This window comes from Paenibacillus residui (assembly GCF_042677205.1).
Taxonomy (GTDB): domain Bacteria; phylum Bacillota; class Bacilli; order Paenibacillales; family NBRC-103111; genus Paenibacillus_L; species Paenibacillus_L residui.
The window spans coordinates 1-26,393 of the sequence record NZ_JBHTIU010000089.1; the positions used below are offsets into that span (position 1 = coordinate 1).

Annotated in this window: 19 protein-coding genes and 2 pseudogenes; 6 read left to right on the forward strand and 15 right to left on the reverse strand. The window is 43.1% G+C overall.

Going from position 1 to position 26,393, the window contains the following annotated elements; all coding sequences use genetic code 11:
* Positions 1-324: dihydrofolate reductase family protein (locus tag ACFQ03_RS21685; RefSeq protein ID WP_379290924.1), on the forward strand; the 324-nt coding region annotated here is incomplete at its 5' end.
* Between the two features lie 141 nt (positions 325-465).
* A pseudogene (locus ACFQ03_RS21690) lies at positions 466-927 on the forward strand (excinuclease ABC subunit UvrA); the annotation flags it as partial.
* A gap of 168 nt (positions 928-1,095) precedes the next feature.
* Here the strand turns inward: ACFQ03_RS21690 and ACFQ03_RS21695 are convergent.
* Both ACFQ03_RS21695 and ACFQ03_RS21700 read right to left on the reverse strand, forming a co-directional pair.
* On the reverse strand, positions 1,096-1,518 hold the full coding sequence (locus ACFQ03_RS21695) for a DoxX family protein (RefSeq protein ID WP_379290926.1): 423 nt from the start codon (positions 1,516-1,518) through the stop codon (positions 1,096-1,098).
* A gap of 23 nt (positions 1,519-1,541) precedes the next feature.
* Positions 1,542-2,021, reverse strand: a complete 480-nt coding sequence (locus ACFQ03_RS21700) for a GyrI-like domain-containing protein (RefSeq protein WP_379290928.1) — start codon at positions 2,019-2,021, stop codon at positions 1,542-1,544.
* A 409-nt stretch (positions 2,022-2,430) separates the two neighbouring features.
* On the opposite strand from ACFQ03_RS21700, the pseudogene ACFQ03_RS21705 reads away from it, so the two are divergent.
* Positions 2,431-3,999, forward strand: a pseudogene (locus ACFQ03_RS21705) (IS1182 family transposase).
* 84 nt (positions 4,000-4,083) lie between these two features.
* Here ACFQ03_RS21705 and ACFQ03_RS21710 read toward each other — a convergent pair.
* A complete protein-coding gene (locus ACFQ03_RS21710; protein ID WP_379290930.1) occupies positions 4,084-5,586 on the reverse strand; it encodes a P-loop ATPase, Sll1717 family in 1,503 nt (500 codons plus the stop codon).
* 275 nt (positions 5,587-5,861) lie between these two features.
* A complete protein-coding gene (locus ACFQ03_RS21715; RefSeq protein WP_379290932.1) occupies positions 5,862-6,299 on the reverse strand; it encodes a hypothetical protein in 438 nt (145 codons plus the stop codon).
* 883 nt (positions 6,300-7,182) lie between these two features.
* On the opposite strand from ACFQ03_RS21715, the gene ACFQ03_RS21720 reads away from it, so the two are divergent.
* Entirely contained in the window at positions 7,183-8,631 is a 1,449-nt protein-coding gene (locus tag ACFQ03_RS21720; RefSeq protein WP_379290934.1) for a serine hydrolase domain-containing protein, read from the forward strand.
* Between the two features lie 146 nt (positions 8,632-8,777).
* Here ACFQ03_RS21720 and ACFQ03_RS21725 read toward each other — a convergent pair whose 3' ends face one another.
* Positions 8,778-9,059: a GNAT family N-acetyltransferase gene (locus ACFQ03_RS21725; RefSeq protein WP_379290936.1), complete on the reverse strand. Its 282-nt coding sequence runs from the start codon at positions 9,057-9,059 to the stop codon at positions 8,778-8,780.
* Between the two features lie 89 nt (positions 9,060-9,148).
* The gene (locus tag ACFQ03_RS21730) at positions 9,149-9,865 is read right to left on the reverse strand and encodes a RusA family crossover junction endodeoxyribonuclease (protein ID WP_379290938.1); all 717 of its coding nucleotides are present in this window, start codon (positions 9,863-9,865) and stop codon (positions 9,149-9,151) included.
* Between the two features lie 467 nt (positions 9,866-10,332).
* Here ACFQ03_RS21730 and istA point away from each other — a divergent pair, with 467 nt between their 5' ends.
* Complete coding sequence (istA, locus tag ACFQ03_RS21735; RefSeq protein ID WP_379290940.1) at positions 10,333-11,556, forward strand: IS21 family transposase; 1,224 nt, start codon at positions 10,333-10,335, stop codon at positions 11,554-11,556.
* Positions 11,553-12,356, forward strand: coding sequence for an IS21-like element helper ATPase IstB (gene istB / locus ACFQ03_RS21740; RefSeq protein ID WP_379290942.1), 804 nt, complete (start codon positions 11,553-11,555; stop codon positions 12,354-12,356). The genes istA and istB overlap by 4 nt, the downstream gene beginning before the upstream one ends.
* Here istB and ACFQ03_RS21745 read toward each other — a convergent pair.
* From ACFQ03_RS21745 to ACFQ03_RS21785, 9 genes are all read right to left on the reverse strand, one after another.
* Positions 12,353-12,814: a DUF4145 domain-containing protein gene (locus ACFQ03_RS21745; protein WP_379290944.1), complete on the reverse strand. Its 462-nt coding sequence runs from the start codon at positions 12,812-12,814 to the stop codon at positions 12,353-12,355. The genes istB and ACFQ03_RS21745 overlap by 4 nt on opposite strands.
* 336 nt (positions 12,815-13,150) lie before the next feature.
* Positions 13,151-14,107: a hypothetical protein gene (locus ACFQ03_RS21750; protein ID WP_204519449.1), complete on the reverse strand. Its 957-nt coding sequence runs from the start codon at positions 14,105-14,107 to the stop codon at positions 13,151-13,153.
* A gap of 11 nt (positions 14,108-14,118) precedes the next feature.
* The gene (locus ACFQ03_RS21755) at positions 14,119-14,850 is read right to left on the reverse strand and encodes a hypothetical protein (protein WP_379290946.1); all 732 of its coding nucleotides are present in this window, start codon (positions 14,848-14,850) and stop codon (positions 14,119-14,121) included.
* On the reverse strand, positions 14,847-15,380 hold the full coding sequence (locus ACFQ03_RS21760) for a hypothetical protein (protein ID WP_204519451.1): 534 nt from the start codon (positions 15,378-15,380) through the stop codon (positions 14,847-14,849). Before ACFQ03_RS21760 ends, ACFQ03_RS21755 begins: the two co-directional genes overlap by 4 nt.
* 111 nt (positions 15,381-15,491) lie before the next feature.
* Positions 15,492-18,542, reverse strand: coding sequence for a type III restriction-modification system endonuclease (locus tag ACFQ03_RS21765; protein ID WP_379290948.1), 3,051 nt, complete (start codon positions 18,540-18,542; stop codon positions 15,492-15,494).
* Positions 18,543-18,558: 16 nt separating this feature from the next.
* Positions 18,559-20,427 (reverse strand): site-specific DNA-methyltransferase, encoded by a 1,869-nt coding sequence (locus ACFQ03_RS21770; RefSeq protein ID WP_379290950.1) that lies wholly within the window; start codon positions 20,425-20,427, stop codon positions 18,559-18,561.
* Positions 20,428-20,442: 15 nt separating this feature from the next.
* Positions 20,443-21,099, reverse strand: coding sequence for a DUF4391 domain-containing protein (locus ACFQ03_RS21775; protein ID WP_205430913.1), 657 nt, complete (start codon positions 21,097-21,099; stop codon positions 20,443-20,445).
* Positions 21,099-24,353 carry a helicase-related protein gene (locus ACFQ03_RS21780; protein WP_205430911.1) on the reverse strand — a complete coding sequence of 1,085 codons (3,255 nt, stop codon included), beginning with the start codon at positions 24,351-24,353 and terminating at the stop codon, positions 21,099-21,101. The genes ACFQ03_RS21775 and ACFQ03_RS21780 overlap by 1 nt, the downstream gene beginning before the upstream one ends.
* Before the next feature lie 514 nt (positions 24,354-24,867).
* A complete protein-coding gene (locus ACFQ03_RS21785) occupies positions 24,868-26,373 on the reverse strand; it encodes an LCP family glycopolymer transferase (protein ID WP_379290952.1) in 1,506 nt (501 codons plus the stop codon).
* Positions 26,374-26,393: the final 20 nt, after the last annotated feature.

Genomic DNA, 26,393 nt, shown 5'->3' on the forward strand with positions numbered 1-26,393 from the left:
TTTCCTGTATGCACCTTTAACCTTTATTCCCATGAATTTTTCGACAAGAACTTTTCACTGTCCAGTAGTATTCTTGAAAAAGTAAATGAATTAAAGAATAAGCCTGGTAAAGACATCTGGCTATATGGTGGAGCAAGTCTTATTACAACTTTTATCAATTTAGGACTTGTTGATGAATTTAGATTATCTGTTCACCCTGTTGTTTTGGGAGAAGGAAAACCGCTGTTTGTGGATATAAAACAGAGATTGAATTTAAAAATCGTTAGTACAAGAACGTTCTCCTCAGGTGTAGTACAACTAATTTATCATTTGGACGAGAACTAATCACTTCGCATATTCCAATGATAAAACCCGTTAGTTTCAGACTAACCGCGGCGGCAAGTCTAAGGCTTTTTTCCGGTCTTCGATCGCCGCTTTTTCATTACACCGAAAGCTTAGAAAATAGAACTCCGAGGTGGAGAGGCTATGAAAGTCAATGATATCGTAATTGAAGGAGCACGCGAGAATAACCTTAGAAACGTGAATGTCCGCATCCCGAAGCACAAAATCACGATCTTTACCGGCGTCTCGGGCTCGGGCAAATCTTCCCTGGTTTTCGACACCATCAGCGCCGAAGCTCAGCGTCAGCTTAACGAGACGTTTTCCGCATTCATCCGCAATCGGCTGCCCCGGTTTAGTCAGCCGGATGCCGATCGCATCGAGAACTTGTCCACGGCGGTTGTTATCGACCAGAAACGACTCGGCGGAAACTCCCGTTCGACGGTCGGCACAATCACGGATATTTATGCCATGCTCCGGTTGCTCTTCTCCAGAATCGGCAAGCCTTTTGCCGGCAATTCGCATGTTTTCTCGTTTAACGACCCGGCCGGCATGTGCCCGGAATGCTCTGGGGTCGGACAGGTGGTGCAGTTCGATGTGGACAAGCTGCATCATGTTGAACCAGCGTTTCGGGGTAACCATCTTCATACTTTTAACATTACTTCACTTTTAGCAGATTCATAATCAGGGTACCATTCACACGTAAACCAGCTAGTTCTACTACTTCAATCAACGATATAGAGCATTTGCATCTCGCCTCTAATCTCTTTATGTCCATTAGAGTTTGCGGCTTTTCGGACGCAACGCCCAGGAGGCGATGACAAGCGCAGCATAGACCAGCGGAAGAATGGTATGGAATCCGTAATCGCCGTAATCATTAGCAAACGCATGAGATAAAGCCGCACCCGTCATGAGAAAAAAGATACCGCTATAGGCCCATTCCTTAAGCCGAGGCAAACCTGGCACTATAATCGCAATGACTCCAAGCAACTTCCAAGCTCCAAGAATATTCGTGACATATAACGGGAAACCAATATCGGTCACTAAATCGACATTTCCCCCATATCGCATCAGCTGCCCGATTCCGCTTAATGCAATTGAGAATGCGAGTATAATGGTAACGGTCCAATAAGCGGCCTTCCGTCCAATAGAGCGGGATTCTACCTTCGTGTTTTTTTCATGAGCAATGGTCACACTCATTTTCATTCCTCCTCTGGCCTAGTTTATTTTTTAACAACCGGAATCCACATTTCCCCATATACGAAGCCGTCTCGCTGCCCCATCTTAACCGTTGCATTTGGCCCACCGACATAGGCGAAATTTTCGGCTTCCGGCAAGACTTGACTAAAGGCAATGCCGGTAAGCATACTACTCAACTCATCAGCCGTCTTCCCTTCGCCTTTAATGACGAGGCATGGCCCTTTAGGAAATTGGATCAACCTGTGTTCTTCCGTTACCGATGCTTCTGTCATGACGCCTGCATAGTACATCCTCTTGTGATTTACTGCTTCGTTTACGGCAAAAATGTAGTCGTTCGCCGCTATAGCCTTTATAGCTTCAAGCCTTCCATCCTGCTCCACTTCCCGCCAAAAGCTTTCCTTCTCTCTGTTCATGCCGGCATAATCCCTGTAATCGCTCTTCAACTCCGTTCCAATACCTAGAACGATAAAACTGTCTTTTTCTTCAATAGCATAAGCTGCCATCATAAACACTCCCTTTTTGATTTGGTCAAATGCCTTTTATATTTGATGTGTTTATCATAATCACTAATCATGTCAAATTATGATACTGTTTTAGAAGACAATGCCATCACAAAAGTCCCCCTAGAATCCATCTCTAGGGGGACAAACATATACAGCATCTTTCTCCGCTATCCGAACAGTTCTCTCGCCTCTTTTAATACATAATTTTCCGCTTGTGCCCAAATATGGCCTATCAGCCTAGGGCTCATACTCCGGATATGTCGTCTTTAACGGCAAGTTTAAAAGAGGGTGTCCCAAAAGTCATCATAGATGACTGAGGGACGACCCTCTTTTTTTTCGTCAACAAAAAGAAACCACTCTTTGGTAAAATGGAAGTACCACCAACCATTACCCAAAAGGAGAGGTTTTTTTGTACATTCAATATACCATGGATCAACTCTGTTTACCAATGGATTTAGAAGAAGACATCCCCCCAAATCACCTCGTTCGCGTGGTCAACGCCGCCGTCAATCGTCTCAACGACGCCATCTTCGACGCGGCTTACCCTGGAGGCGGACGAGACAGTTAAAATCCTAAAATGCTCACCAAAGTCATCATTTACGCCTACACGCAGCGCATCTACTCCTCTCGCCAGATCGCCAAAGCTGTCCGCGAAAACATCATGTTCATGTGGATCGCGGGCAGGCAAAGACCGGACTTCCGCACCATCAACCGGTTTCGATCAGAACGAATGAAAAGCGTACTAGAGACTGTGTTTACCGCCGTTCTTCAGTTTCTGGCTGAGGAGAACTACGTACAGCTCGAGCATTACTTTTTGGATGGCACGAAGATCGAAGCGAATGCCAACCGGTACACCTTTGTTTGGGGAAAAGCTGTCGTGAAGCATAAAGCCAAGCTCCAGGAGAAAGTGCAGACCTTATTCGCTGCTATAGAGGAAGCCCAGAAGCAAGAAGAAGGAACGCACGGCGGCAAGGATCTTCTCGAGTTGGGCGAGTCCTCTTCCATCACCAGTGAAAAGCTGGAGCAAGCCGTCAAACAATTGGAGGAGCGTCTGCAGGAGAAACCAAAGGACAAGCCGCTTAAGAAGGCGGTGCGCACTCTCCGCAAGGACTTGCTTCCTCGCCTTCAGAAGTACGAGACTCAGGAAGCGATTTTAGGCACGAGAAACAGCTACAGCAAAACGGACCATGACGCTACATTTATGCGAATGAAAGAAGACCACATGCGGAACGGCCAGCTCAAGCCGGGATACAACGTACAGATCGGCACCGAAAATCAATTCATTGTCGGTTACAGTTTGCACCAGCGGCCGACCGATACCCGTTGCCTCATCCCGCATCTTGAAAAAGTAAAATCGCAGCTTGGGAAGCTGTCCAAAACTGTCATCGCCGATGCGGGCTATGGCGGCGAAGAAAATTATGACTACTTGGAGCAGAACGAAGTCGAAGCGATTGTTAAGTACAGCACGTATCACCGCGAAAAGAGTAAGGCATGGCAGAAGGATATCAGTAAGATCGACAACTGGACCTATAACGGCAGGCAAGATACATGGTCATGCGCGTCTGGACAAACGCTCCATTTCCAAAGATTGAGTAAAGAGAAAACAGAAAGCGAATATGAGATTGAATACCGACACTACCGAAGCGTCGGCTGTGAGGACTGTCCGTTAAAGCCGCAGTGTACAAAAGCCCAAGGTGATCGCGAGATCAAAGTTAGCATGAAGTATTTGCGGCTAAAGAACCAGGCAAGGGAAAAGCTCCGCAGTGAAGAAGGTTATGCCCTGGCCGTAAGGCGCATGATCGAGCCGGAGCCTGTGTTTGGCGATATGAAGAACAACCGAGGCTTTAAAAGGTTCCTGCTTCGAGGCTTACCAAAAGTAAGTCTGGAGGTCGGGTGGCTTTCTCTTGCCCACAATTTACTCAAAAAAGCTGCCGTGGACGCCAAAAACGAAGGAGCTAGGCGAGAACAGGCCGCTTAGCTCCTTCGTTTTTTACGAATACCATCCTATATTTGTTGCTGAGGGTGTTCTAAAGTTTACTTTTGGGACAGCCTCTCTAGTTGACTATACAGTAATTAGTTGTTGCATAAAAGAATTGGGGTCAATCATGTAAATAACCCTCGGGTCTAATATACCATATTGATTAACCGGTCTTCTTCTGCCACTGAAGTCCGTTTGTATTCCTGATTCAACTTGCTCAATAATTCCACTTGTCTTCCACTTTTCAACTACATTACGTGCACGATTTGTAGCAGTTCTGTCGGGTATCTCTTCGACTTCTCTTGCCTCTTTTCCGCCAGTTATTTTAAAGGTCGCTGCAACATCAGAAATTGTAAAAATGGGCCTCTTCATCCTCAATACCCTTGAAACTACTTCGTTCCCATAAAGTTCAATCGATCGTTCTTGTGCAAACTTTTCGATGCCTTGGATAACAGCATTTTTGCCTATCTTATAATCATCATCGCGTGCTTCAGCGGCCGTTTCTGCAAAAATGGACTCCATCAAGCGGTTGAGGTCCCGTGGAGATTTATAAGATAGTCTAACAAGAATATTTATAATTTCGTTCTTAATATCTTCTTTAAATAAAGTGTCAATATTTGCCCGTTTTAAACTGTATGCACCAATCCGTCCAACCAACATTCGCTCTAAGTCATTATCTGTCCATTCAGTAGGCTTCATTTTGATTCTATCGGTGCGGAGTTCATCTCCAAAGTGTGATTTAACGTTCTCCCACAAAAAGAATTTAAATGCACCTCGCGAGATCTCAAGCAACCGAATATTGGTTAACAATGGATGCACTAATCTCGCAGCTTTGTTACTTTGCCCACCGGTATAATCTGTTTCATCGATTTTATCGACCAATATGTATACCGCTTTATATCCAACATCTTCAGCCAGTCTGGTGAAAGTCTCCATAACGTGGATGGAACTTATGGCATCACGTTTTGTTTTTGGAATTTCGGTTGGTTTAGATGGTTCAATCTTTTCTAAGTTCAATACACTTATGAGCGTATTGTATATTTCCATTACATTTAAAATTAAACTTTTAATCTTTTCACTTTTGCTTTCTAAAGCCCTTAGGATACTGTCTAACTCCAGCCTTGAAAGGTCGGTCATGTATTCATCTATATACCAACGTAAGAGCCCTCTACTCGCAGTTGGTAAATCATCACCAACTCGTCCTTGTTCTACAAGAGATAAGGCTAATTTCGCTACTCCTCGTTTTAAAATCTCATTGACGTGGTCCGTTAATGTAATTGTATTCAGTTGCCCTAACCTAAGGGCGGTAAAATCGTCATAAGTAATCGACAATACCTTTCCGCCAATGTCATCTTCAAATTTTTCTGTGCTACAATACAATTCAATCATAGAACGAATTGCACTTTTTCCACCGCCACGTGGTCCAAATATGACATACGACTTTGGATGGTTGGCATCACCTAGAGCTTCCGAAAAATACCGCGGTTCAACAAAGTACAACTCAAGCAGTTCTTCTTTTTCTCCCGCAACCTTTGTAAACGGATGCTCAGTAAAATTATGTAATCGAAGAAATCGATTAATTAGCATACATTCGTCTCCTTTGGAGAATTTCATTCATAATTGTAAAATATTGTCGTCAAATACACAAGCCCCTAGGAAAAACTTGCCTTACTTATGATAAGGCTCAGCTTAACGGGGCTATCGGCGAAAATTACACCGCGGCGCATAGTTGCCAACCTTTATACCCGATCCAACGGCTATGATCAAGCTTCCGATCATGCACAATCAGGCCATCGAAGTAATCGACGGCCTGATTGTATGTCATTCAACTATCGTCTTCGTTAACTCATACTAGTGTCTCGTTATACTTCACTTACCTTAGTCACGATGAATCCTGATTCGTAATTATGATTGAATGTGATTGTATACATCTTAACTTTCTTGTCTCTTTTATTGTCTATAACTCTTTGGACCGTGGCTAATACATCTAACTCGTAAAAACCACCCTCGACTTGTCTCATATCCGTTACTTGAAATGGGTCAAACCAATAAACGTATTCTTTTCCTGTCTTCAAGTACCCTTTTTCTTGTAGGGCTAGTAGTGTCCTTCTTTGCAACTCAGTTGTTAACATACGTTCCAGACGGTCTTCTCTTGTTTGAGGAAATCCCCATAAAGCGACCCATTCAATCGAATCTTTTTCTTTAGACGCTTCGCCATTCGGTTGAGCAGCATTTGCTGACTGAATGGATAGTATAGTCCCAATGAAAAGGACCAGAATGGACATAAATTTTCTATTCATATCATCACCAGTCCATAATTTGCCCAGTTTGCTTTGTTTTATGTATTCAAGAATTTATACCGTTCCTGCCCGTTAGGTTAATGAAAAAGCAGGCCGCGGTAGCCTGCTCAACAATATGTGTTATTCAACTATCGTGTCCCGTTAATAAAATGAACCAGCTCCGTTTCACATAATAGCCGCCTCTTGGGCCTGGGTTAAGCAACGAAACTTGTACCTAAGCGTACAGCGCGGCGGCATTGCTGGCCTCAAGGTTTGTATACATCAGAACAAAATGACTCTGGAACATCTTCAACATTCAAGACGTTCAACTTTAGCTTTTCTATAACTTTTAGAATAGAACTCATATGTAACCTCCTCGTTTTGGAGCGATTCTTCCGATTTGTTTCTCTGAACACCAAATCAAATCCAATATCTTACATATATCATATTTTTGACTCAGTACTAAGAGCCCTTTTTCGAGGGGTCATTTTCATTTTGAGGAGGTAAGCAAGGATGAGGATCATCAAAACACAACAGGACCTGGTCCCGCCATGTTCACCAATCAAATTTTTTGCCGTCACTTTATGATACGGCTCACCATATCATCTATAAAGCGAACTTAACTCCTATCAAAAGAACTCGTCCATAAGGTAATAATCTCCCATATTATTATTTTTTTTCGGAAATCGCCTCAAAATGCTTTTTGTGTTCCTAGCAAAATAGTTCGTAGTAAGTAGAAGATTATGATAGCAATCTAATTTTTTATATCGTATGATTTTCACATACAATAAGATTTTGCAATAATAAGCTTCATAATATATATCTTATTACACTTTAGGGGAATAAGGCGTACTGCGGATTATTTATATTTTCCGTACGGGAGTTTTTTCGGAATGGAGAGACTATGAAAAAAATTATTGTCTTTATGATTGCATTACTTATACTGTTCACCGGATTCGCAACACCAAGTTATGCATTATCAGATTCGCAATCTGATTCCATACAAAAATTGTTGGATGATGCAAGCCGTATATCAGGTGTACCGGGAATATCAATCTCCATACTTGAGAACAATGAAATGCTCTACTTTTCTTCCGGGTACGCAGATCGTGAAAAGGTGCTGCCGGCAAGTGAAAATACTCTATATGAGCTGGCTTCGGTAAGTAAAGCCTTTACCGGCATGGGTATTCTGCTGATGGAAGAACAAGGACTGCTGTCAATGTCAGACTCTATCCAGAAATATTTGCCTTGGTTTACGTTAAAGTATCAGGGGAAACACGTTGATATGCAAAGCATTACACTCAATAACTTTTTACACCATACTAGCGGCTTAACAAATGGCAGTCACAGTCAAAACATTCCACAAGGCAATACGCCGGATATGTTGCAAAAAACCGTAGAAATGCTCGTAGATTCTGAATTGTCGTTCTATCCTGGTGAGCAGTATAATTATGGAACTGTTAATTATGACGTATTAGGTCTGGTTATTGAGATTGTGTCGGGACAAAGCTATGAAGACTTTATGAGGGAACAGGTATTTCAGCCGTTGGGTCTTCACCAGACGTATGTTTATAAAGAAGATGCTCAAGCTACCGGACAGTTGGCACAGGGCTACCGTTCTTCCTTTTTTAGGACAACTCCATATAACGCGCCGGATTATTCCGGGAATAAACCCGCAGCCTACATCATTTCTTGTACAAAAGATATGGCGCGTTGGATGGGCATACAGATGGGTATTGTGCAGGACATACCTGAAATATTCCATACGGTTATCGAGAAATCACATCAGGGTGATAGGTCTGTTCCGGCTGTCAACGAAATGTATTATGCGGCGGGCTGGTCGGTAAACGCCAACCAAACGATTATAGAGCACCCAGGGGGCAATCCCAATTTCGGAACCGAAGTGGTCATACTGCCAAATGAACGAATAGCCATCTGCTTGCTGACCAACGGCGAAAATATCAATAGAAACATGGTACTGAAAGTTAAAGATATATTAGACGGCAATCTGACGCAGTCATATGGAATAAGCGGCACACAGCTTTTGGACATCATTTTGTCGTCTGCCACAATTATTCTTTGCCTTTTGGCTGTTCTGTTCTTTCTCTTAGGATTACGCAGAAGGAAAACGAATGAGCGGCAGCCAATGACAAAAAAGCGAATAATCGTAACAGCTATTTTGCTGATTGCTACGATTGTCCAGTTTATAATGTGCTATGCATTAGATTGGTCATCGATACTTATTTGGCGAACATATAGTGTTCTTACAGCTTTGATTTCGTCGGCATTATTAACAGCAAGCATTACTTGGTTTATATACACTCGCCGATATAATGCCTCGCTCCGAAAATAAGCATTTCATTCGTTCGCCTTATTGAAAAAACGCGAAGATTTCTTTTAATGAGAGAACAATATCAGCAAAATTGCTCTGAAGGCTGTCGAAGTACTCGGCAGCCTTGTTGTAGGTGATTCAACTATCGTGCCTGTTAGGTGAAAACCTCAAATACCATTAGATCTTTCTTTAGTCGAAAACAAGACGAGATCATGTCCAACTTGCACGTAACTACCTGGTTCCACTTGCTTTCCTTCGTAGAATATTCCTCTTCCGTCAGGGATATAACCACGCTTAGCATAGAGTCGTTGTGCATTTCCGTAATCATAATAGAGTCCAACGCCAATTCCAACAATTCCATATTTGTCGAATGCAATTTGTTCAATGGCATCCATTAATGCGTTGCCAATACCCTGTCGGCGTAGAGTTGGGACGACGGCTGATCCCATTCCATGTATCTGATTACGACCCAGGCCAATTTACTTCAAGCCCTTTCTACTGGACCGAGGGTCGAATGGCCCGATGCGTGAATGCGGTGTTAGACGAAGTTATTTTCTTTCCAATTTTCCAGCTCAACTAGTTCAAAACCAGAATCAATAACACGATTTTTGTGAAAACCTGTCAGTATCGGGGCTAGGTATCGGCTAAGAAAATACGCCCTGTTTTGTTCTATTCCTTCCATCCTCAGATAGTGCCTTCTCTTTTTGCTATTGGAAACCATTTTGTTTAAAATATTTAACAATTCAGTATCAATTGGTTCCTCTATGATACCTTCTGTTGTCCAGATTTTGTCCGATAATGGATAGTAAAGACTATTCTCCATCTCATACATTTTTAATGGTTTCATTAGATATTCATCCGGATGACCACTAATGTTAATTTCGAAATAGCCCTTTTTTGTTGTATCGATCCACGATATGTTTAAAGATTGAATTTGACAGTCATCTATAAAGATACCATCACTTCCTTTTAGTGAATCGCAAATAAGCTTCGCATAATTATCCAAATCCGCTAGATCAGGTGTTTCATACCTTTTCTGTTCGTTTAAATATAAGATGATTTCAAGCTTTACTTCCCCAAAGTAAACATAATTAATATCAATCAGATCTTTCTTTAGTTGTTCCTTAAAGTTATTGCGTTGACTACTTCCGTATGGAACTGGGTCAAAATTAAAAGTTCTAGAGAATCTACCCAGCAAAGGATTTGTGCCCCTCTCATATCCTTTTTGTTCAATCTCCCACGGTTCATCCTGCATAAATAGTACCTCCAAGAAAATAATATCGCCTATGTCTTACGTATTCCCGAACCCGAATTCTCGAATTAGCTTCGGGCAGGCCGAGCGGCGTAGCAGTGATGCTTGAATACGATGTTAATGGGACAACTTCTATGACATCTCCTCCGATTTATTTATTCTTAACTGTGCCTGTTCAATCTTTGCTGGCAATGAATACACGTAATCTAAGATCACTTCAGTAAACTCTATCATCTGTTCAACTATCTCAGCACTAAACTCAACATCATCCGCATGAGCAGCAGAATTACCTTCTTTTCTGAGTATGTATGAGATTTCATCCATAATAGGTGGCAATATATTTAGCGTTTGAAGATTTTTGTCACCGCCGGGATATAATTGACCCAACATCGCCGGAAAGAAAATGACCCACCCCTGTAGAATACATCTCTCTGAAATTACCGACCAAAGTAGCTTCAGAGGGGAGACATATGCTAAGGAGTGGGACTGTGATTAGATTACACGAACTGCAAGCAAGCGGCAAGAGCATACGTGAAATCTCCCGGGAAACGGGACATTCAAGAAATACCGTTCGGAAATATCTTCGTGCCGACGACATCCCGGAGCCTCGTCCACGGAAGAAAAAAGCTTCAAAGCTAGATCCGTTCAAGTCCATGTTGGATCAGTATTTGGCCAAAGGAATATTTAATTGTGAAGTACTACTTCGCCTTCTGAAGGAGCGAGGTTACACCGGCGGAATCACGATCATCAAGGATTATGTGAAGCCCTATCGACCGCCGAAACAGGCGCCGGCGGTGCAGCGGTATGAGACGAAAGCCGGACAACAAGCGCAGGTGGATTGGAAGATTTGCGAGTACGTCGATCTGAACGGCGAAGTGCGGAAGATTCCTGTCTTTGCAATGGTGCTGGGCTACTCCCGAGCGATGTACATCGAGTTTACGAAGCGCTGCGACATCCACAGTTTCTTGCGCTGCCTGATGAACGCCCTGGAATACTTCGGCGGCGTACCGAAGACGATGCTGACCGACCAGATGAAAACGGTCATCCTCGGCATGGGCGATGATCGAAAGCCGAGATGGCATCCCCTGTTCGAAGATTTTGCCGCGGCGACTGGCATGATCCCCAAGGTGTGCCGCGTACGACGCCCCCAAACCAAGGGAAAGGTCGAGCGAGGCGTTCAATTCATCGAGCAGAATTTTATGCCGGGCAGGCAGTTCACGGATCTCGGAGACTTAAACCGCCAAGCTAGGGGCTGGTGTGATGAACAAAACCGGCGCATACACGGCACCACTGGCGAAAGACCGATGGATCGTCTGGCACAAGAGAGGCTCGGTGCACTCCCGCCTGCAGAGCGTTGGGCCAAGTACCGCTTTGAGCCACGGAAAGCAAGCCGCGACGGTTTTGTGAGCTACGACGGCGTACGTTATGGCGTTCCGTGGTGGTTCAGCGGCCGTGAAGTAAAAGTGCGGGAAGTGAACGGGTTCGTCGAGATATACCACGAGAAGCAGCTCATCGCAAGGCATGAGAAGCAATACCGGTCACGGACGCTCGTCATGTGCGAGAACCAATACGCGAACCTAAGTACAGCTCAGGGATATGCCTATCCGAAGCCTCAAGGCATTCAGGTGCCTGTACAAGACGTGGAAGTGCGCCCGCTGGATGTGTATGAACGCCTGATGGAGGTGGGCGCATGATCGAGCTGGAACAAGCCCGCCTCCGTCTGGAAGAACTCGGTCTGGAGCAAGCGGCTCAGGCGCTCGATGCCAAGCTGGAAGCCGCTAGCCACAGCCAAAGTACGTATCTCTCTTTCCTAAACGAGCTGCTGGACGCTGAAATTCAGGAGCGTCAACGTCGAAACGTGGAAGTTCGAATGAAGCTCTCACATTTGCCTTACCGACGAACGCTGAGCGAGTTCGACTTCTCGTTTCAACCGGGTCTCGACGAGCGCCTCATTCGTGAACTGGCGGCACTGACATTCGTCGGCAGGCAAGAAAACGTGTTGCTTCTCGGTCCTCCTGGCGTCGGCAAGACGCATTTGGCTGTTGCCATCGCGATGGAGGCCATTGGGCAAGGTTTGCCGGTGTATTTCGTCTCGCTTGCTCAACTTGTGAGCGATTTACGAAAAGCGTACGAAGAACACCGCCTGGACAAACGAATGAGGGTCTATCTTCGTCCCAGGATTCTCATCGTGGACGAGGTAGGATACCTCCCCCTCGATTCCGTTGCTGCAAACCTATTTTTTCAATTAGTCAGCGCACGCTACGAGAAGGGAAGCATGATCCTGACCAGTAACAAGAGCTTCGGCGAGTGGGGCGAACTCATGGGCGATCCCGTTCTTGCTACAGCTGTGCTCGACCGCCTGTTACATCACTCCCACGTCGTAAACATCCGTGGGAGCAGCTACCGACTTAAGGAAAAACTAAAAACCGGAATCTATTCGACACCAAGCGCTCAGGAAGGTCAAAATTATCCCGACGCTAGTGGGTCAAATTAATTCCGGCGTTGACAATTTTTAAGCTTATCGAACAAATCTTTCCCTTTCGCTTCCTTGTCTTTGCACATTTTCTCTAAGGTTCTGCGCAAAGCCATTATACAAACTGCACCATCAAGATGCCTTACCTTTAACGCGGCCACAAATGCATCATTTACTGTGTCTGGGATATAATTAGTGTCGTTAGAATTCATCGGATATATAAGTTTTTTGTTATAAATCGGTTCACCTTCAGGACCTATTTCCTCGCTAAAAGAAGTTACTCTCTCAACAGTTATTTCTTTACATACAGGGCATATATAAACATTCCATCTCTTGTATAAGGAAACAACGTATGCTGGTCTATAAGAACTGAAAGAGTAATCAAAAATCTCATCATGATCTGTTAATTCATGACTGGCAACTCTTTTCATTGATGTTTTGTTCCCACAGTGAAAACACGTCAGAATTATTTCATCCATCTCAATTCTCCTTACATACTTATGATTTCCGATACCATTCTTGTATTCACGAACTTCAAGAATACCTCTGTTTTAGCCCTGTATCCGAAACATTATCTAATTTCATTAATACCATATCGTGGGAAATAACGGACTGTTTTCTAGTCAAAAAGAACTAGATCCTCTGAAATTCAAAGTCTCAGAGGCTCTGCAATTCCTTAATTTCACACACTCACTAACACTCTCACACCATCCTCCAACACCCAACTTTTCGCCCTACTTATGATACGGTTCACCGTATCACTTGATATGGTAAACTAAAATAAAAATAGTACACTAGGGGGTTCCCCTGGTGTACTAATCAAGATTCTTCAAATCAATCCCGTGAAAGTCTGCAATCTCTTTGATTACTTCCTTCCCTATACGTTTTGCAAAAACTGTTTTTGTATCCGGATTCCATTCTTCATCAGTTTCAAATAAATGAGATAAGTATGGGAGAATAAACGCATAAATAACCAGTGCTGAAGCTACTTCAATATCATAGCGGTTATTCGGAATTCGGCAGCTAGAACTTATAGAGCATTGGCACAGATCATTAAAAATAAAACTTAAGCGATAGTCATCGAGTTTCAACATAACATTCAAACTTCGAATCGGGTGGAATTTACTAACAAATGCCTTTGTTACGAGTAACGTGGGTGTGACTTCGCTTTCTCCTCTAATTATATGGGTTTCATCAGCAATATTCCCTAAAAAGCCCGAAATAGCTTCAACTTCAAACCTTTCTGCAATGAGCTTATTTTTCTCTTCATATTTATAGAACAACCAATAAAACAAATCGCCATCAATTAAGTAATCATTATCTAATGTATCTATGTAGGTCTCATCCTCAAACAACTTTTGCTTTATTTTGTTGAGTGCTGTTTGGCTTGTTGTAAAGATAGCAACATAGACTCTGTCACTGCGTTCAAAGAAAACAGTTCTTACGGTTTCAAAAATTGTTCTCTGGGCTTTAGGAAGCAACTCATCGTTTTCGAACATATTCCTACGATATTTTGAGGTTTCCACATAAGCCTCTTTTACAAGAAACCTTATTGTTTGATTGTTTGGCATTTGTAAAGTGGAAATACCCGGATAATCGGCATACGACCTCCACTTTGAAACAAAGGTTCTCTCTTCTTGTGGAATTCGTGCCAACTGTTCTTCAGTAACGTGTCGTATATCGTCAACTTTCCTAATAGTTAATATATTTTCAATGACGTTCTCAAGACTAGCAATATCGGCTGTTAACCGGTAAAATACGGTGCTCGCCATTAATAAGTCCCCTATTCAAAAATTATTCTGAATGACTTTACCTCATACTTAACCAAAAAAATTTTAAGTGTAAAAAAGACCGCTCTTAAGAGAAACCGTCGTTTTTCAGAAGACCGTAAGCTAACATCTACGTTGCACTTATGGACGTCAAATCGTTTAGGTTTGATTATAAGCTCTGGTCTTAAAATGATGGCATCTTCTTCATCAATTGTATTATGGCCTCTTAATGAGTCAGTCCAATAATATCTTACTTGTCCACTACGATTTTTATATAGATTTTGCAGCGGTGTTGTTGCCCAGCCATTCGATATCTCTGTGTCATATGCATCTGGTCTGTACTTAATGACCAAGTCGCTCCCAAGAGCATTTAATAACAGATTTGTAAGTCGGTTTCCGCCACTTATTTCAACATTAAGTTTGTAATCAGCTTGGCAGTCCATCGGATTTGTAGTGGCTTTCAACTTTTCTTTTGTCAGTGGACGATTGTTTTTACTCAAAAAGCCTACTTCAATCGATAAGGGCTTAAATAACACATGAAAAAATAATAGTTCTAAACAGATTATCAATAGCCCTGACACTGCAAGCGTTATTGCCGATACTATACCCAATACAGCCTTAGGATCAGAAAACCCATGAGCATTCAATAACTGAGTCAATGAATCATTCGCCAATGAAAAAACGAGCCAAATGGCTAATACGTCCGAGAATGTTTTTATAATAATTGCAGTTATTCTGTCCCTCAATGTAACACCTCAGGACCTTTTACCAGATAATCAATCAATAAACTATTCTTTATATATGGCTCCATCGTTTCAAGTGAACTACTAAAGGATATCGTACCATTGTAATGAACATTTATACGCTCGCCAGTTTCAGTGAAACACTCAATTCTAGATATTTTATAACCATCTGCATCAAGGGCTTGAAGACATTCAATTACCGAGTTAAAATCATCTGCCGAAATTGCCTTGCGTAATTCGAGATACATTTCATTGTTAGTCTGAACAAGATCTTCCTCTTCGGTAAATTTGATGTCACCAATATGAATCCCAAACCGACTTTTAGACTTAATAAGTTGTATGAACTTATAATTAGACATTATGTGTTGCTGTACCTTGTAACGGCGGAGCAAGTTATAATGTGAATTCATAAACTCTCTATAATTCTCCGGTTTAACCTGAATACCGAATACTTCGGGATTACTTCCCTTAATGAATTCCACATTAAGTTCTGGCATTACCCTCTCAGTATAGAAAAGCTTAAAAATTTGCATTATAACCCCTCCTTTCGTTTTTGTCAACATTTTACCATAATGGGGGTGCCAAACGCAAGAAAATGTAAATGGGAAGAGGATGGAGTATTAATTCATCCCCTCCCCATTTTTTTACCCCTTGACGATCTCCAGCAACTTCTCATAATTGTTGACAACATCGTACTTCAGCTGTCCTGTATTCAGCTTGGCAAAGTGTTTCCGGGCACATTCAATCTTCGCCTTTTCCACTTCACGCAGTTCCAAGGATTCCATGGAGCCTTTCGTTTCTGCAATGAAGTAAATGTGCTTCACTTCGCCTTCTTTGAATACAATCGCCCAGTCCGGATTGTAATTGCCCAACGGTGTCGGAATGAAGAATCCCCGCGGCAGCTTGGCGTACACTCGAACTTCATTACTGACATCAAGCTCTTTTGCAAAAGCACGCTCGATCTTGGAATCAGTCACTACATAGTCGTAAACGTGCTTCTCAACCGGAATCGCATTTTCCCCTAGTTTCCCTGATAATGTGTTTTTCGTGAATACGTCCGCTTCGAACGTATCATTAAGAACATCATATGTGATGGATTCAATGATCGTCGTCGCCTTCTGCTCGTTGATCAGCTTGGCGGCACGAATCATGAATTCTTCCGGGTTTTTGCGGAATTGAAGGAAAGTCGCTTCTTTGATCCCCGTTAAAATTGCCACGATCGTCTTTCTCGTTAGTCGTGTCTCATCCATTAATTTGCCGACCAAATCGTATTTAATTCGGAAATCCGGTTTAACTTCCACAAGCTCTGTTTTCGTTTCACGCGTCTGAAAGGCTTCCCCCGATTTTAACTGTTGTTGGGACTCAATTCGGTTCATTTCGCCATGCCTGATTGCATATCGGATCGCAGGCACTTGTAAATGATTGTCCAAAGTCCATACACATTTCTTAACAAGTTCCTCGGAGTCGAATTTGACGGTATACACGGATTTGCGATTCATTTGGTTCCAAAGCTCTTGAAATTCCTTTTTATAAAAATTGTTATTGACCGTAACGGAAGCAATATTGCGGTTCCGTTCATTATCCGCCAGATTCGATTTGCCCTCTACATAAATCGACTTAACCAATTCAACCAACGGTTCCTGAAAGTCCGTCAATTCCTCAGGAAGTTTGAGACTCTGGTTTTCTACAGCGTTAAAATAAACATCCGTCAAATTGTACTGATCATCCACATAATCATTTTTAATAAACGTGTACAGTAACTTGCTTGCCAAGGCATCTTCTAATTTCAATTGCTCGCCGCGTGCATTGTTCAACACTTTATCCAAGAAGAAGTCGCGATCTGCTTTGCGTGGGCGATCGGACAGCGTTTCGGCGATTTCATTTTGAAGCTGTTTCGCAAATTGCTCGTATGATTCACTGGCGATGACGGTCAGCACATTCATTTCATGAACGTCGATCCCCGGTACACTCGAATCCATCCGTTCCCCGTTCTGATTGACACAAAGCCGCAATCCCCGCCCGACTTCCTGACGTTTCTTAATGGTGGAATCGCTATGTTTCAGCGTGCAAATCTGAAACACATTCGGATTATCCCAACCTTCCTTAAGGGCAGAATGGGAGAAGATAAACCGGGTTGGTTCCGCGAAGCTTAGCAATCGTTCTTTATCCCGCATAATCAGGTCATAAGCGTCCGCATCATCGGAGTCGGTCTCTCTTGCCGATACCTTCGGATCGACATAACGATTGCTTTTCTTATCGATCGAGAAATAACCCTTATGCGTTTCTTTCACCTGTATCCGATTCAAATATTGGATGTATGGATCATCGGTAAACAGCGACAATTGCTCGTTGAGCAAAGCCATGTATTCTTCCTCAAACATATCTGCGTAGACGCCGTTTAATTCCGAACCATTTTTATCATATTGCCGGTATTTCGCCACTTCATCGATGAAAAAGAGAGATAGCACTTTAATCCCTTGATGAAACAACGCCCGTTCCTTCTCAAAATGCGACTTAATCGTTTCTCGAATCTGAATACGGCGGAAGTGCAGTTCTCCTACATCCCCCTGTACGTCACCAGCGTATAAAGTTACGCCGTTTATAAAGCTAATGCTGTTTTTTTGTCCGTTAATTTCGGACACTTTATATCCCTTGTACTGCTCAAGCTCACCGGATAATTGGTATATATCATCATTTTGTCTGATTTTATACGTCTTCCTGGCAAGGCCCGTCTTTGTCTTCACTTCGAATTCCAGCCGGGCCAACGGAGCATGCTTCGTGCTCACATCGATTCCTTCCAAATACAGATAGCTGTCCGTGCCGCTTGTTCCTTTGGCCGTAATCCCCTTCACGCTGATTTTTTTCACCAGCTTTTTGTTGTACGCATCCAAAGCATCGAGCCGGTACACTTTGTTGTAATCTTCACGATGTGTCGCCGAATATCGCAAGGTGAACAACGGATTAAAAGCCTTTAGGGATTCTTTCGTCTGCTTGCCTTCCACGGATTGCGGCTCGTCTATGATCATGATCGGATTCGTGCTCGCCAGAACGTCTATCGGTTTGCGGCTGTTGAAGTCATCCAGTTCCATGTAAATCCGTCTTGCATCTTTCCCTCTCGCATTAAAGGCCTGCGAATTGATAATCATGACATTGATCCCGGCGTCGCTGGCAAATTTCTCAATATGATGCAATTGCTTCGAATTATACACAAAGTATCGTGCCTTCGTGCCGTATTCGGACATGAAGTGATCTTCCGTGATCTGGAACGTCTTGAGCACACCTTCACGAATGGCGATAGAAGGAACAACGACAATAAACTTGCTCCATCCGTACTTTTGGTACAGTTCGAACATGGTACGGATGTACGTATAGGTTTTGCCTGTCCCGGTTTCCATTTCGATAGTCAGATTATATTTGCCCTCAAGCTTCTCGGATATTTTCAGGCCGTTCTTCCGTTGCACCGTTTGAATGTTTTTCAAGATTTCCTGATCAATCAATTGAATGGCGTTGTTCTTGAAACCGATATTTGCTTGTTCGGCATTCGCGAGATCATCCATGACCATTTGTTCCGGCTTTTGTCTTCTGCCTCGGTCAAGTGTAAATCGGGACAACTCATTCGGTTGCCCTTCAAAGCAATCCACGATACTTTTTACGGCGTCCAACTGAAACTGCTGATGTTTGAATTTGATCTTCAATTTGAGCTCACCACCTTTACAGCACTTGAATTTCTGTGCCCGGAGAGAGCATCTTGAACAATTCTTCTACATTGATGCGAGCAGAATCATCTTCAAAGGAACTGTCGCGGAATACAACCCGAAGCGGATGTTCTGCTGCAATTTGTTTCATAACGGATTCCGGCACGTTATCATCAAAACATGCAATTAAAGAGTTTCCGGCGACATAGTGGACGGTCTTCCCTTCAAGCTGCTTCGTTTCCATTGGCAACGAAAGCTCAAGGCCGAGTTCCAGCATGACTTGAATAAGCAAATCTTCCCCGGTACGATCTTCTTTGATGTTGGATGCGAGATCGAACATATCGCCCTGCTTCAGATTGTCCGGTGTATAGTAAACATCTTTCATGTTCGATGAATCCACACGGAATACCCGGAAGCCGTAATCGATGTCTGCTCCTGTTTCTTCTTTAATCTTCTTCGCGGCACGGCGGATTCGTTCCTTGCCGATATCGCAGATGGTTTTGTAACCGGCTTTGTAGGCATCTGAATTTTCGGCTGTTTGTTCTGGAAGTTGAACCATAATAAACCTAACATTAAAATTGTTTTCAGAATTATATTCCAAGATTGCATGTGCTGAACTTGCTGATCCGGAATAAAAATCAAGAACAATGTCATCAATATCTACGGTTAGTTCTAAAAGTCTCTTGATAAGCTTTGTAGGTTTAGGATAACTGAAAATTTTATCAACACCCATTAATGCCTTTAACTCATTATTTCCATAAGCATTGTCTCCTGCAAATTCCCGTGAAAATATTGTTATTGGCACTATTCCATCCTGAACTTCGCTTAAATACCTCTTTATTGTTGGATAAGAATCATCTTTACCCCATAATATCCTATTCTCGGTAATTGCCTTGTCTATTGTTTCCTTGCTGTATCTCCAGTACTTTCCCTCCGGTCTTTTCAAAATAACGCCATTGGGTTTAACAATTTCATAATCTGCATCATATGGATTATTCGCATAGATCGGGTCCGGTTTCCAAGGGCCTTTAGGGTCATTATCCGGATTAGTGTACATACTTGAATCTTCTCTTTTAAGCAATTTTCTTATCCAACCTACATCTGTGGAATCGCTAACCTTGTTTTTTGCATAACAAAGAATATAATCATGTGACTCAGAGAAATATTTTGCCGAGTTTTTACGAGTATGAATTTTTTCCCATACAACTGTAGCAATAAAATTACCAGACCCAAAAATTTCATCACATAATTTTCTTAAATTATGCATCTCGTTATCATCGATACTAATAAAAATTACGCCGTCTTCCCTTAATAGATTTCTTGCCACTTTCAGTCTTGAATACAACATAGTCAACCAGTCACTATGAAACCGTCCATTTGATTCAGTGTTCTGAACTAGTCTATTCCCATCTTCATCAACTTGTCCGGAATCTTCAAGATATTCATCTGATGGCCCTCTAAAATCGTCTTTATAAATAAAGTCCTTTCCCGTATTATACGGTGGATCAATATAGATCATTTTCACCTTATTCAAATACGACTCCTGAAGCAGTTTCAACACTTCAAGATTATCGCCTTCAATATAAAGATTTTGCGTGTTGTCCCAATCCACGCTGTCTTCCTTGACCGGACGCAACGTTTTATCAATCGGTGTGTTCGCGTTAAGGATCGCCTGTTTCTTTCCGGGCCACGTAAGCTGATACCGTTCTTTCTCCCCTTCTACTAGCACATCGGACAATTCTTGTTTGAGCAGGTCAAAGTCAATGGTTCGTGTCACTTTGCCATGTTCATCTCTTGCCTCTGTTATCACGTTCGGGAATAATTCTGCAATCTTCTCAATGTTCTTTTGGGTTAAATCAACCGATTTCATCGTCAATTGTTTCATCTTTGAACCTCCTGTTCAGCTTTCAAGAAGTCTATTTAGCTCTTTCTTCTTTCGTTGCAGTTCCATGTTCAGTTCGACTTTGCGGTTGAACTGTTTTTCAGCCCGAATCTTGGACTCTAGCCGGTGGCATTCTTGCGTCAGCTTGTCAATTTGGGCTTGCCGTTCCAAAACTTCTGAAAGCTCAATTTCTGGCTTCATCTTAATGGGAACCAGTTGACGGATGATGTTCTCATAAACAACCTTTAGATTGAGTCCTTGGAGGATATCCAGCTCGATACTCTCCGCCGGTTGCCAGTCCGTCTCGTGGTAGGAACGAACTACAGACCGATTGTCGTCGGTTTGATTTCGCTCTTTGTAGGCGATAGCGAGCTTGGCCTGACCATCATACATTAAGACATGCAAAATGGGATAAGGGATCGCCTTGTCAATATTCCGCAGCAAGTCAAGGGAGTAGGTTTGCTCCTTCAAATGAATCTCGAATATCTGAATTTCTTCAATGTCGTCTTTCGGATCGAGACGAATCGTCTCCTTGGATAACTTGTGTTTCCAGATGATCGATTCGACTTGTTCAGTAAACAATTCCTTCAGATGTTGGTTTGCATGCAGCTTCTCATAAAATTTGTTCTTCGGAATTTTGCGGTTTACGAGTGTACTTGACGGCAATTGAAACATCACGCATTCACCTGCCTGATGACGACAAAGGTGATGAGTTCAAAGTCCTCAATCCCTTTAATCGAGTCGATCAATGCTGTCGTACCTCCCGAACTAAACAAGCTATCCAGATCGTTTTCTTCTTTCACCTGTACAATCGAGCGGATTGTTTCTTCCAACAGCATGGAATACATGTCCATCTTTTTGCCGTCTTTCGTCGCTTGATTGAAGCTGCGGCAGGCCTCCATCATCGGTTCCGATTGCCCTCTGCATAGGGCTCGCAGGATATCCAGCGTCTTTTTGACATCCATATGATTGGTGATGACTTCACCATCTTCGCTCATATAGACGAGGTAGAAGGGATGCAGTCGGTTCTGCTTGTCGGGATTCAGTTCCTCATTGACATTGCGAAGAACAAAGATGACTCCGGGCTTTGCTCCCTTCTCTTCGTCAGCAGCCACAACCGCATGCAGTCCGCTCGGAACGGAATCAAGTTCTCCGTTTTCCTTGACATAGTTCACCAAGTCCATGCGGAAATCGTTCAGGCCCAAATCGGTGATGGAGACGCCTGTGTTCATATCGTCCAGATCGACGACTTCCTTTTGCAAACGATGAAGTTGCTGCTTCCGATATTCCAGATCGCTGGATTGATTGAACAGAACGTTATCATCGCCGGTTGCCGTCATATCCATGATGACCATGCGATTTTCGACCCGTTCTTTTAACTGAATGTATTCATCCAGCGTCATGTTGGGCCAGAAGTTCACCAATTGAATTTCCTTGTTCTGCGAACCGATCCGGTCTATTCGGCCAAATCGTTGAATAATCCGCACTGGATTCCAGTGAATGTCATAGTTGATAAGATAGTCGCAATCTTGCAAGTTTTGCCCCTCAGAAATACAATCGGAAGCAATGAGCAGATCAATCTCGCCTTTGACATCCGGCATGGTCAGCTTCTTCTCCTTGGATCGAGGCGAGAAGCAAGTCAACAATGTGCTGATATCATTCCGCAAACCAGCGGTGTTTTTGTTCTCATCGCTTCCGACGATTTTGGCCGTGTCGATATTGTACTTCGCCTTCATGTACGCAGATAAATGCGTGTACAAGTACGCCGCGGTATCCGTGAACGCACTGAAAACGATGACTTTGCGGTTGCCGGGATTGATCGGATGATTGATTTTGTGATCAATAACCTGCTTTAATGTGTTTAGCTTCGCATCATGTTCAGGCGTTACTTTCTGCATTTCGGTCAGCAAGGCGGAAAGAATGTTGTGATCATTCATCAAATCTTCTTTCCAGCGAAGAACATCCATATCGGACAAATTGATCTTGATTGTATCCCCGATGCTGAAATCATCGTCCAACCAGTCGTCATCGTCAAGATTGGCATCCTCAATATCGGTATAACCTACAGCGTCGGATTTCCCGCTTCGCTCGAACGCTTCGATTTGCTGAAGCGTCTGATCAATTTTGGAGACAATCTTGGAAAGGGTCAATCGGAAAGATTCCACTGAACTTTCCAGGCGTTTCAGCAGGTTGATCCGCATCAAGAGTTGCAAGCTGCCTTCGCGATCCATCTGCCTGAAGTTCCCGCTCCCGCCCCTTACGCTGGTGTCATACAACTCTTCATAGAAACGCAATCGGCTCGGCTGAATGTATTTGAATGGTGCATAAATGCCGAGATTGATTCTGGACAACTCTATAAAAATTTCATTATACCCGATCACATCGGTTCTGTCGGTCAAATCGCAAAACTTGGAGAGAGGCGGCAGCCGCCTTGGGAACTCGCCGATCTCCTCCGCTTTGTAATACTTCTGGATATGCTTGCGTGACCGAGCGATCGTCAAGCTGTCCAGCAGCTCAAAAAAGTCGAAGTCGAGCATACCAAGAAGCGTCTCCGTTGTACGTTCAGCAACATCCATCTTAGACCATTGGTTAAACGCGGACTGAGCTCGTTTGAAGATGTCGTTAATCCCCCGCTCCGTCCCCAACTTGCTGTTGATTTCCTCTGGATTTCCTTCATAAGCCAAGGCAAGCTGGTTGCGAAGATCCATGAATTTGTTGTTCACCGGAGTAGCGGAGAGCATGAGCACTTTCGTTTTCACGCCGCTTTTTAACACTTTCCGCATCAGCTTCTGATACCGCGTCTCTTTATCTTTCTTGGCTTCGTTGTTACGGAAATTATGCGACTCATCAATGACGAGCAGATCGTAATTGCCCCAATTCAACCGGTCAAGCGGGATATCGTTTGATTTGCCTCTTTCCCGCGATATGTCCGTATGGTAGAGTACATCATAGCGGAATCGGTCAGCATACAAAATATTGTTGGTTACATTCTGTTTATAGGTAAGCCAGTTGTCGCCGAGTTTCTTGGGACATAACAACAATACGGACTTGTTGCGAAGTTCATAGTATTTAATGATGCCAAGAGCCGTGAATGTTTTTCCCAGACCGACGCTGTCTGCCAGGATGCATCCATTGTATTTTTCCAGTTTATTAATCGCACCAAGAACCGCATCTTTCTGGAAGTGATAGAGACGTTTCCAGATTTCCGTCTCTTTGAATCCAGTTGCTTCGTTGGGCAATATGTCTTCTGTGATGTCCGATAGGAACTCGTTGAAAATATTGTACAAAATGACATAGTAAATGAACTCCGGAGAGTTCTCTTTATACACCGATGAAATATGCTCCACAACCTGGTTCGTGACATCTTCAAGCTTGCTTTTGTCATTCCATACCTGATCGAACAGATCGAAATACATTTTGGTAAACGGAGCTTCTGTGAACTTGTTCACCATCTTGGAGAGAGCATTGCCCTTTTCATAACCAAGATCAACGGTCGTAAAGCCATCGATCGGCATATAGGTGACAGCATTGTTTGCAGTCTGCACATTCAGCATGCCTTGCATTGAACCTGAAGTACGGTTCGATTTGAACGTGACTTTTTTACGAATCCAGTCACTGCACTCTTTTGCAATCGCTTTGAGTGTCAATTCGTTTTTGAGCCGGATTTCAAATTCGGTGCCGTACAAGCTTTTTTCCCGGTTCCGTTTCGGGATATAAAATTCCCGCTTCTCCTTTTTTATGCTATCCGCAATAAAGGTGGGAGAGGTGAAGATGAACCGGACTTCTTCCACCTGATTCAGTTCTTTCATTAAGGCTTCATATGCATAAATGGAGAAGCATGATGCAGCAATCGATACTTTGCTGCCTTTGCGAACTTCAAGTTTCAAATTTTCGCCGAGAAGATTGTCGATATTATTGATGATTTCCATAGTTCACCTCTTGTTCCGCCCGAAACCACGCAACTTTTCCTATTCGACATCCCCCGCTGAAATTCCTTGTTTGAAGTAGTTCTGATTTCCTATTTGAGGAAATATATTGTTCGATGATGACTTTTGTAACGTGAATTGGGTGTTGAACTTGAAAAAATGGATGTTTCCGCCTCAGCACCGCCTTACCCAGGCAAGAATCCCAATGAAACAAGCCAAAAGTCCACAAAATCATCCGATGAAGGGTTACTGTCGGCTGATCAATATTCTATATATCGTCAATATTGATAAATTGTAACGTACCAATGCAAATAAACAGAAAAAGCCGAAATCGTTTTGAATCGTCCCATTAAGATATATCTCAAAACTAATAGTAAGCTTAATTCGAGAATTTTATCTCCCCGTATCCCGCCTTTCGGCCATTGCTATTTGTGAAAAAAAGTGAGGTTCGCAATCCCCCGCCGCGATATCGATTCTGTTGTCTGGTAGAGACTAATGCCGACAGCTATTCGCAGCTTCAGTTGCTTTGAGTACGGGAACCATCGTTCAGAACGCCTTTTACGTATGACTTTAACTGCTCAGGTTCAACGTAAAGTACGGCATTTCCGTTCACTGATTTTTCTTGTATGAGTTCCATCGGCGGCAATTGAATGCTGTCAATGCTTTCCCTGTCGATCTCAAAGCCCAGCTTGCCCAGCTTTATCATATCATCGTCGCTGATGTTCGTTTCGATATACGGCTCGAAAAAAAGTATTAGTTTTGGAAGCTCCGTAACTTTCGTTCTAGTAAGCAACTCTATGACGACAGCTTTCAGAAACTTTCGTTGCCGTTCCGTACGGGCGAAATCGCTCATTGCATCATGCCGGAATCGAACGTACTGTAATGCCTGTATTCCGTCCAAGTGCTGATAGCCCTTTTTCAAATGGATTTCGTACATTGAGTCTTCATTGGAATCGACATAGTTCATATTTTTCTCTACTTCTAGGTCAATGCCGCCAATTGAGTCAATCAATCTGATAAAGCTCTGCATATCCATGTACAAATAATATTGGATTGGAATACCCGTCAATTCTTCTGCTGATTTCATTGCCAAACTGGAACCACCCATTGTAATTGCCCTGCTGATACGCTCCTCACCAAAACCCGGAATATTTACATATGTATCACGGAGAATGGAGAGCAATTTCATTTTTTTCGTTGCAGGGTCGATAGAAACGATCATCAAGCTGTCCGCAGAATGAATCTCGTCTTTCTTCCGGGAATCGCCGCCCAATAACAGAATATTAATCCTGTCCGTGCTCTCCCACTTTGCAGGAGCGGTTGTCTGAGCCGCTGGTGCTTTGCTTTCATTTGTCACCGCCGTCTTGGTCGTTACCGTTGCCTTCTCAAGAGCGTCATTAAACGTCAGATAGTATTTGAAAAAGAAAAACAAACCTGCAAGCAATGCCAGTAAATAAGGTATCGTTAATACGGCAATAGGCAATACCAAATTCGTTCCACCTGACGCTGCGATATCTGCTTCCCGTGACTCACGCTTATTCTGGTCTTGGACAATGGCGGTTATTTTCCTTTTTGCTTGATGCAGATATAACTTGTTTGCAAAAATGCCCAGCACCGGTTTAGGGATGCAACAGATAACCAGCACCAATGGGAGAAGGCCGGGGCTCTCGATCGGGTTCCATTCGCTGAAAACAGAGGCAACAATCACGTTGCTCCAAACAAACCAAATCAGGAGATACAAGACACAGTAAAGGTACATCTTCCGGTACATCAGCCAGTAAGCATCGAAAAGAAAGGCAGGCCAGTTCCAACGGCTATTGCGTCTCCATTTCTGTAAGTATACATCGGCGTTTTTGCCAATGAACCAAGAAAGCTCTTCTTCGGAAACACCACTCGTTTGGGTCTCAGTGATGTTCTGCGGTCGATGATAACTGGTACTATTACCGGCATCTATTCGTTGCCCGCATTGCCCGCAAAAATTTTGATTGTCCTGTAGTGTATGTCCGCAATTTGTGCAGTTCATGTCTAACTCCTTTGCCGTAA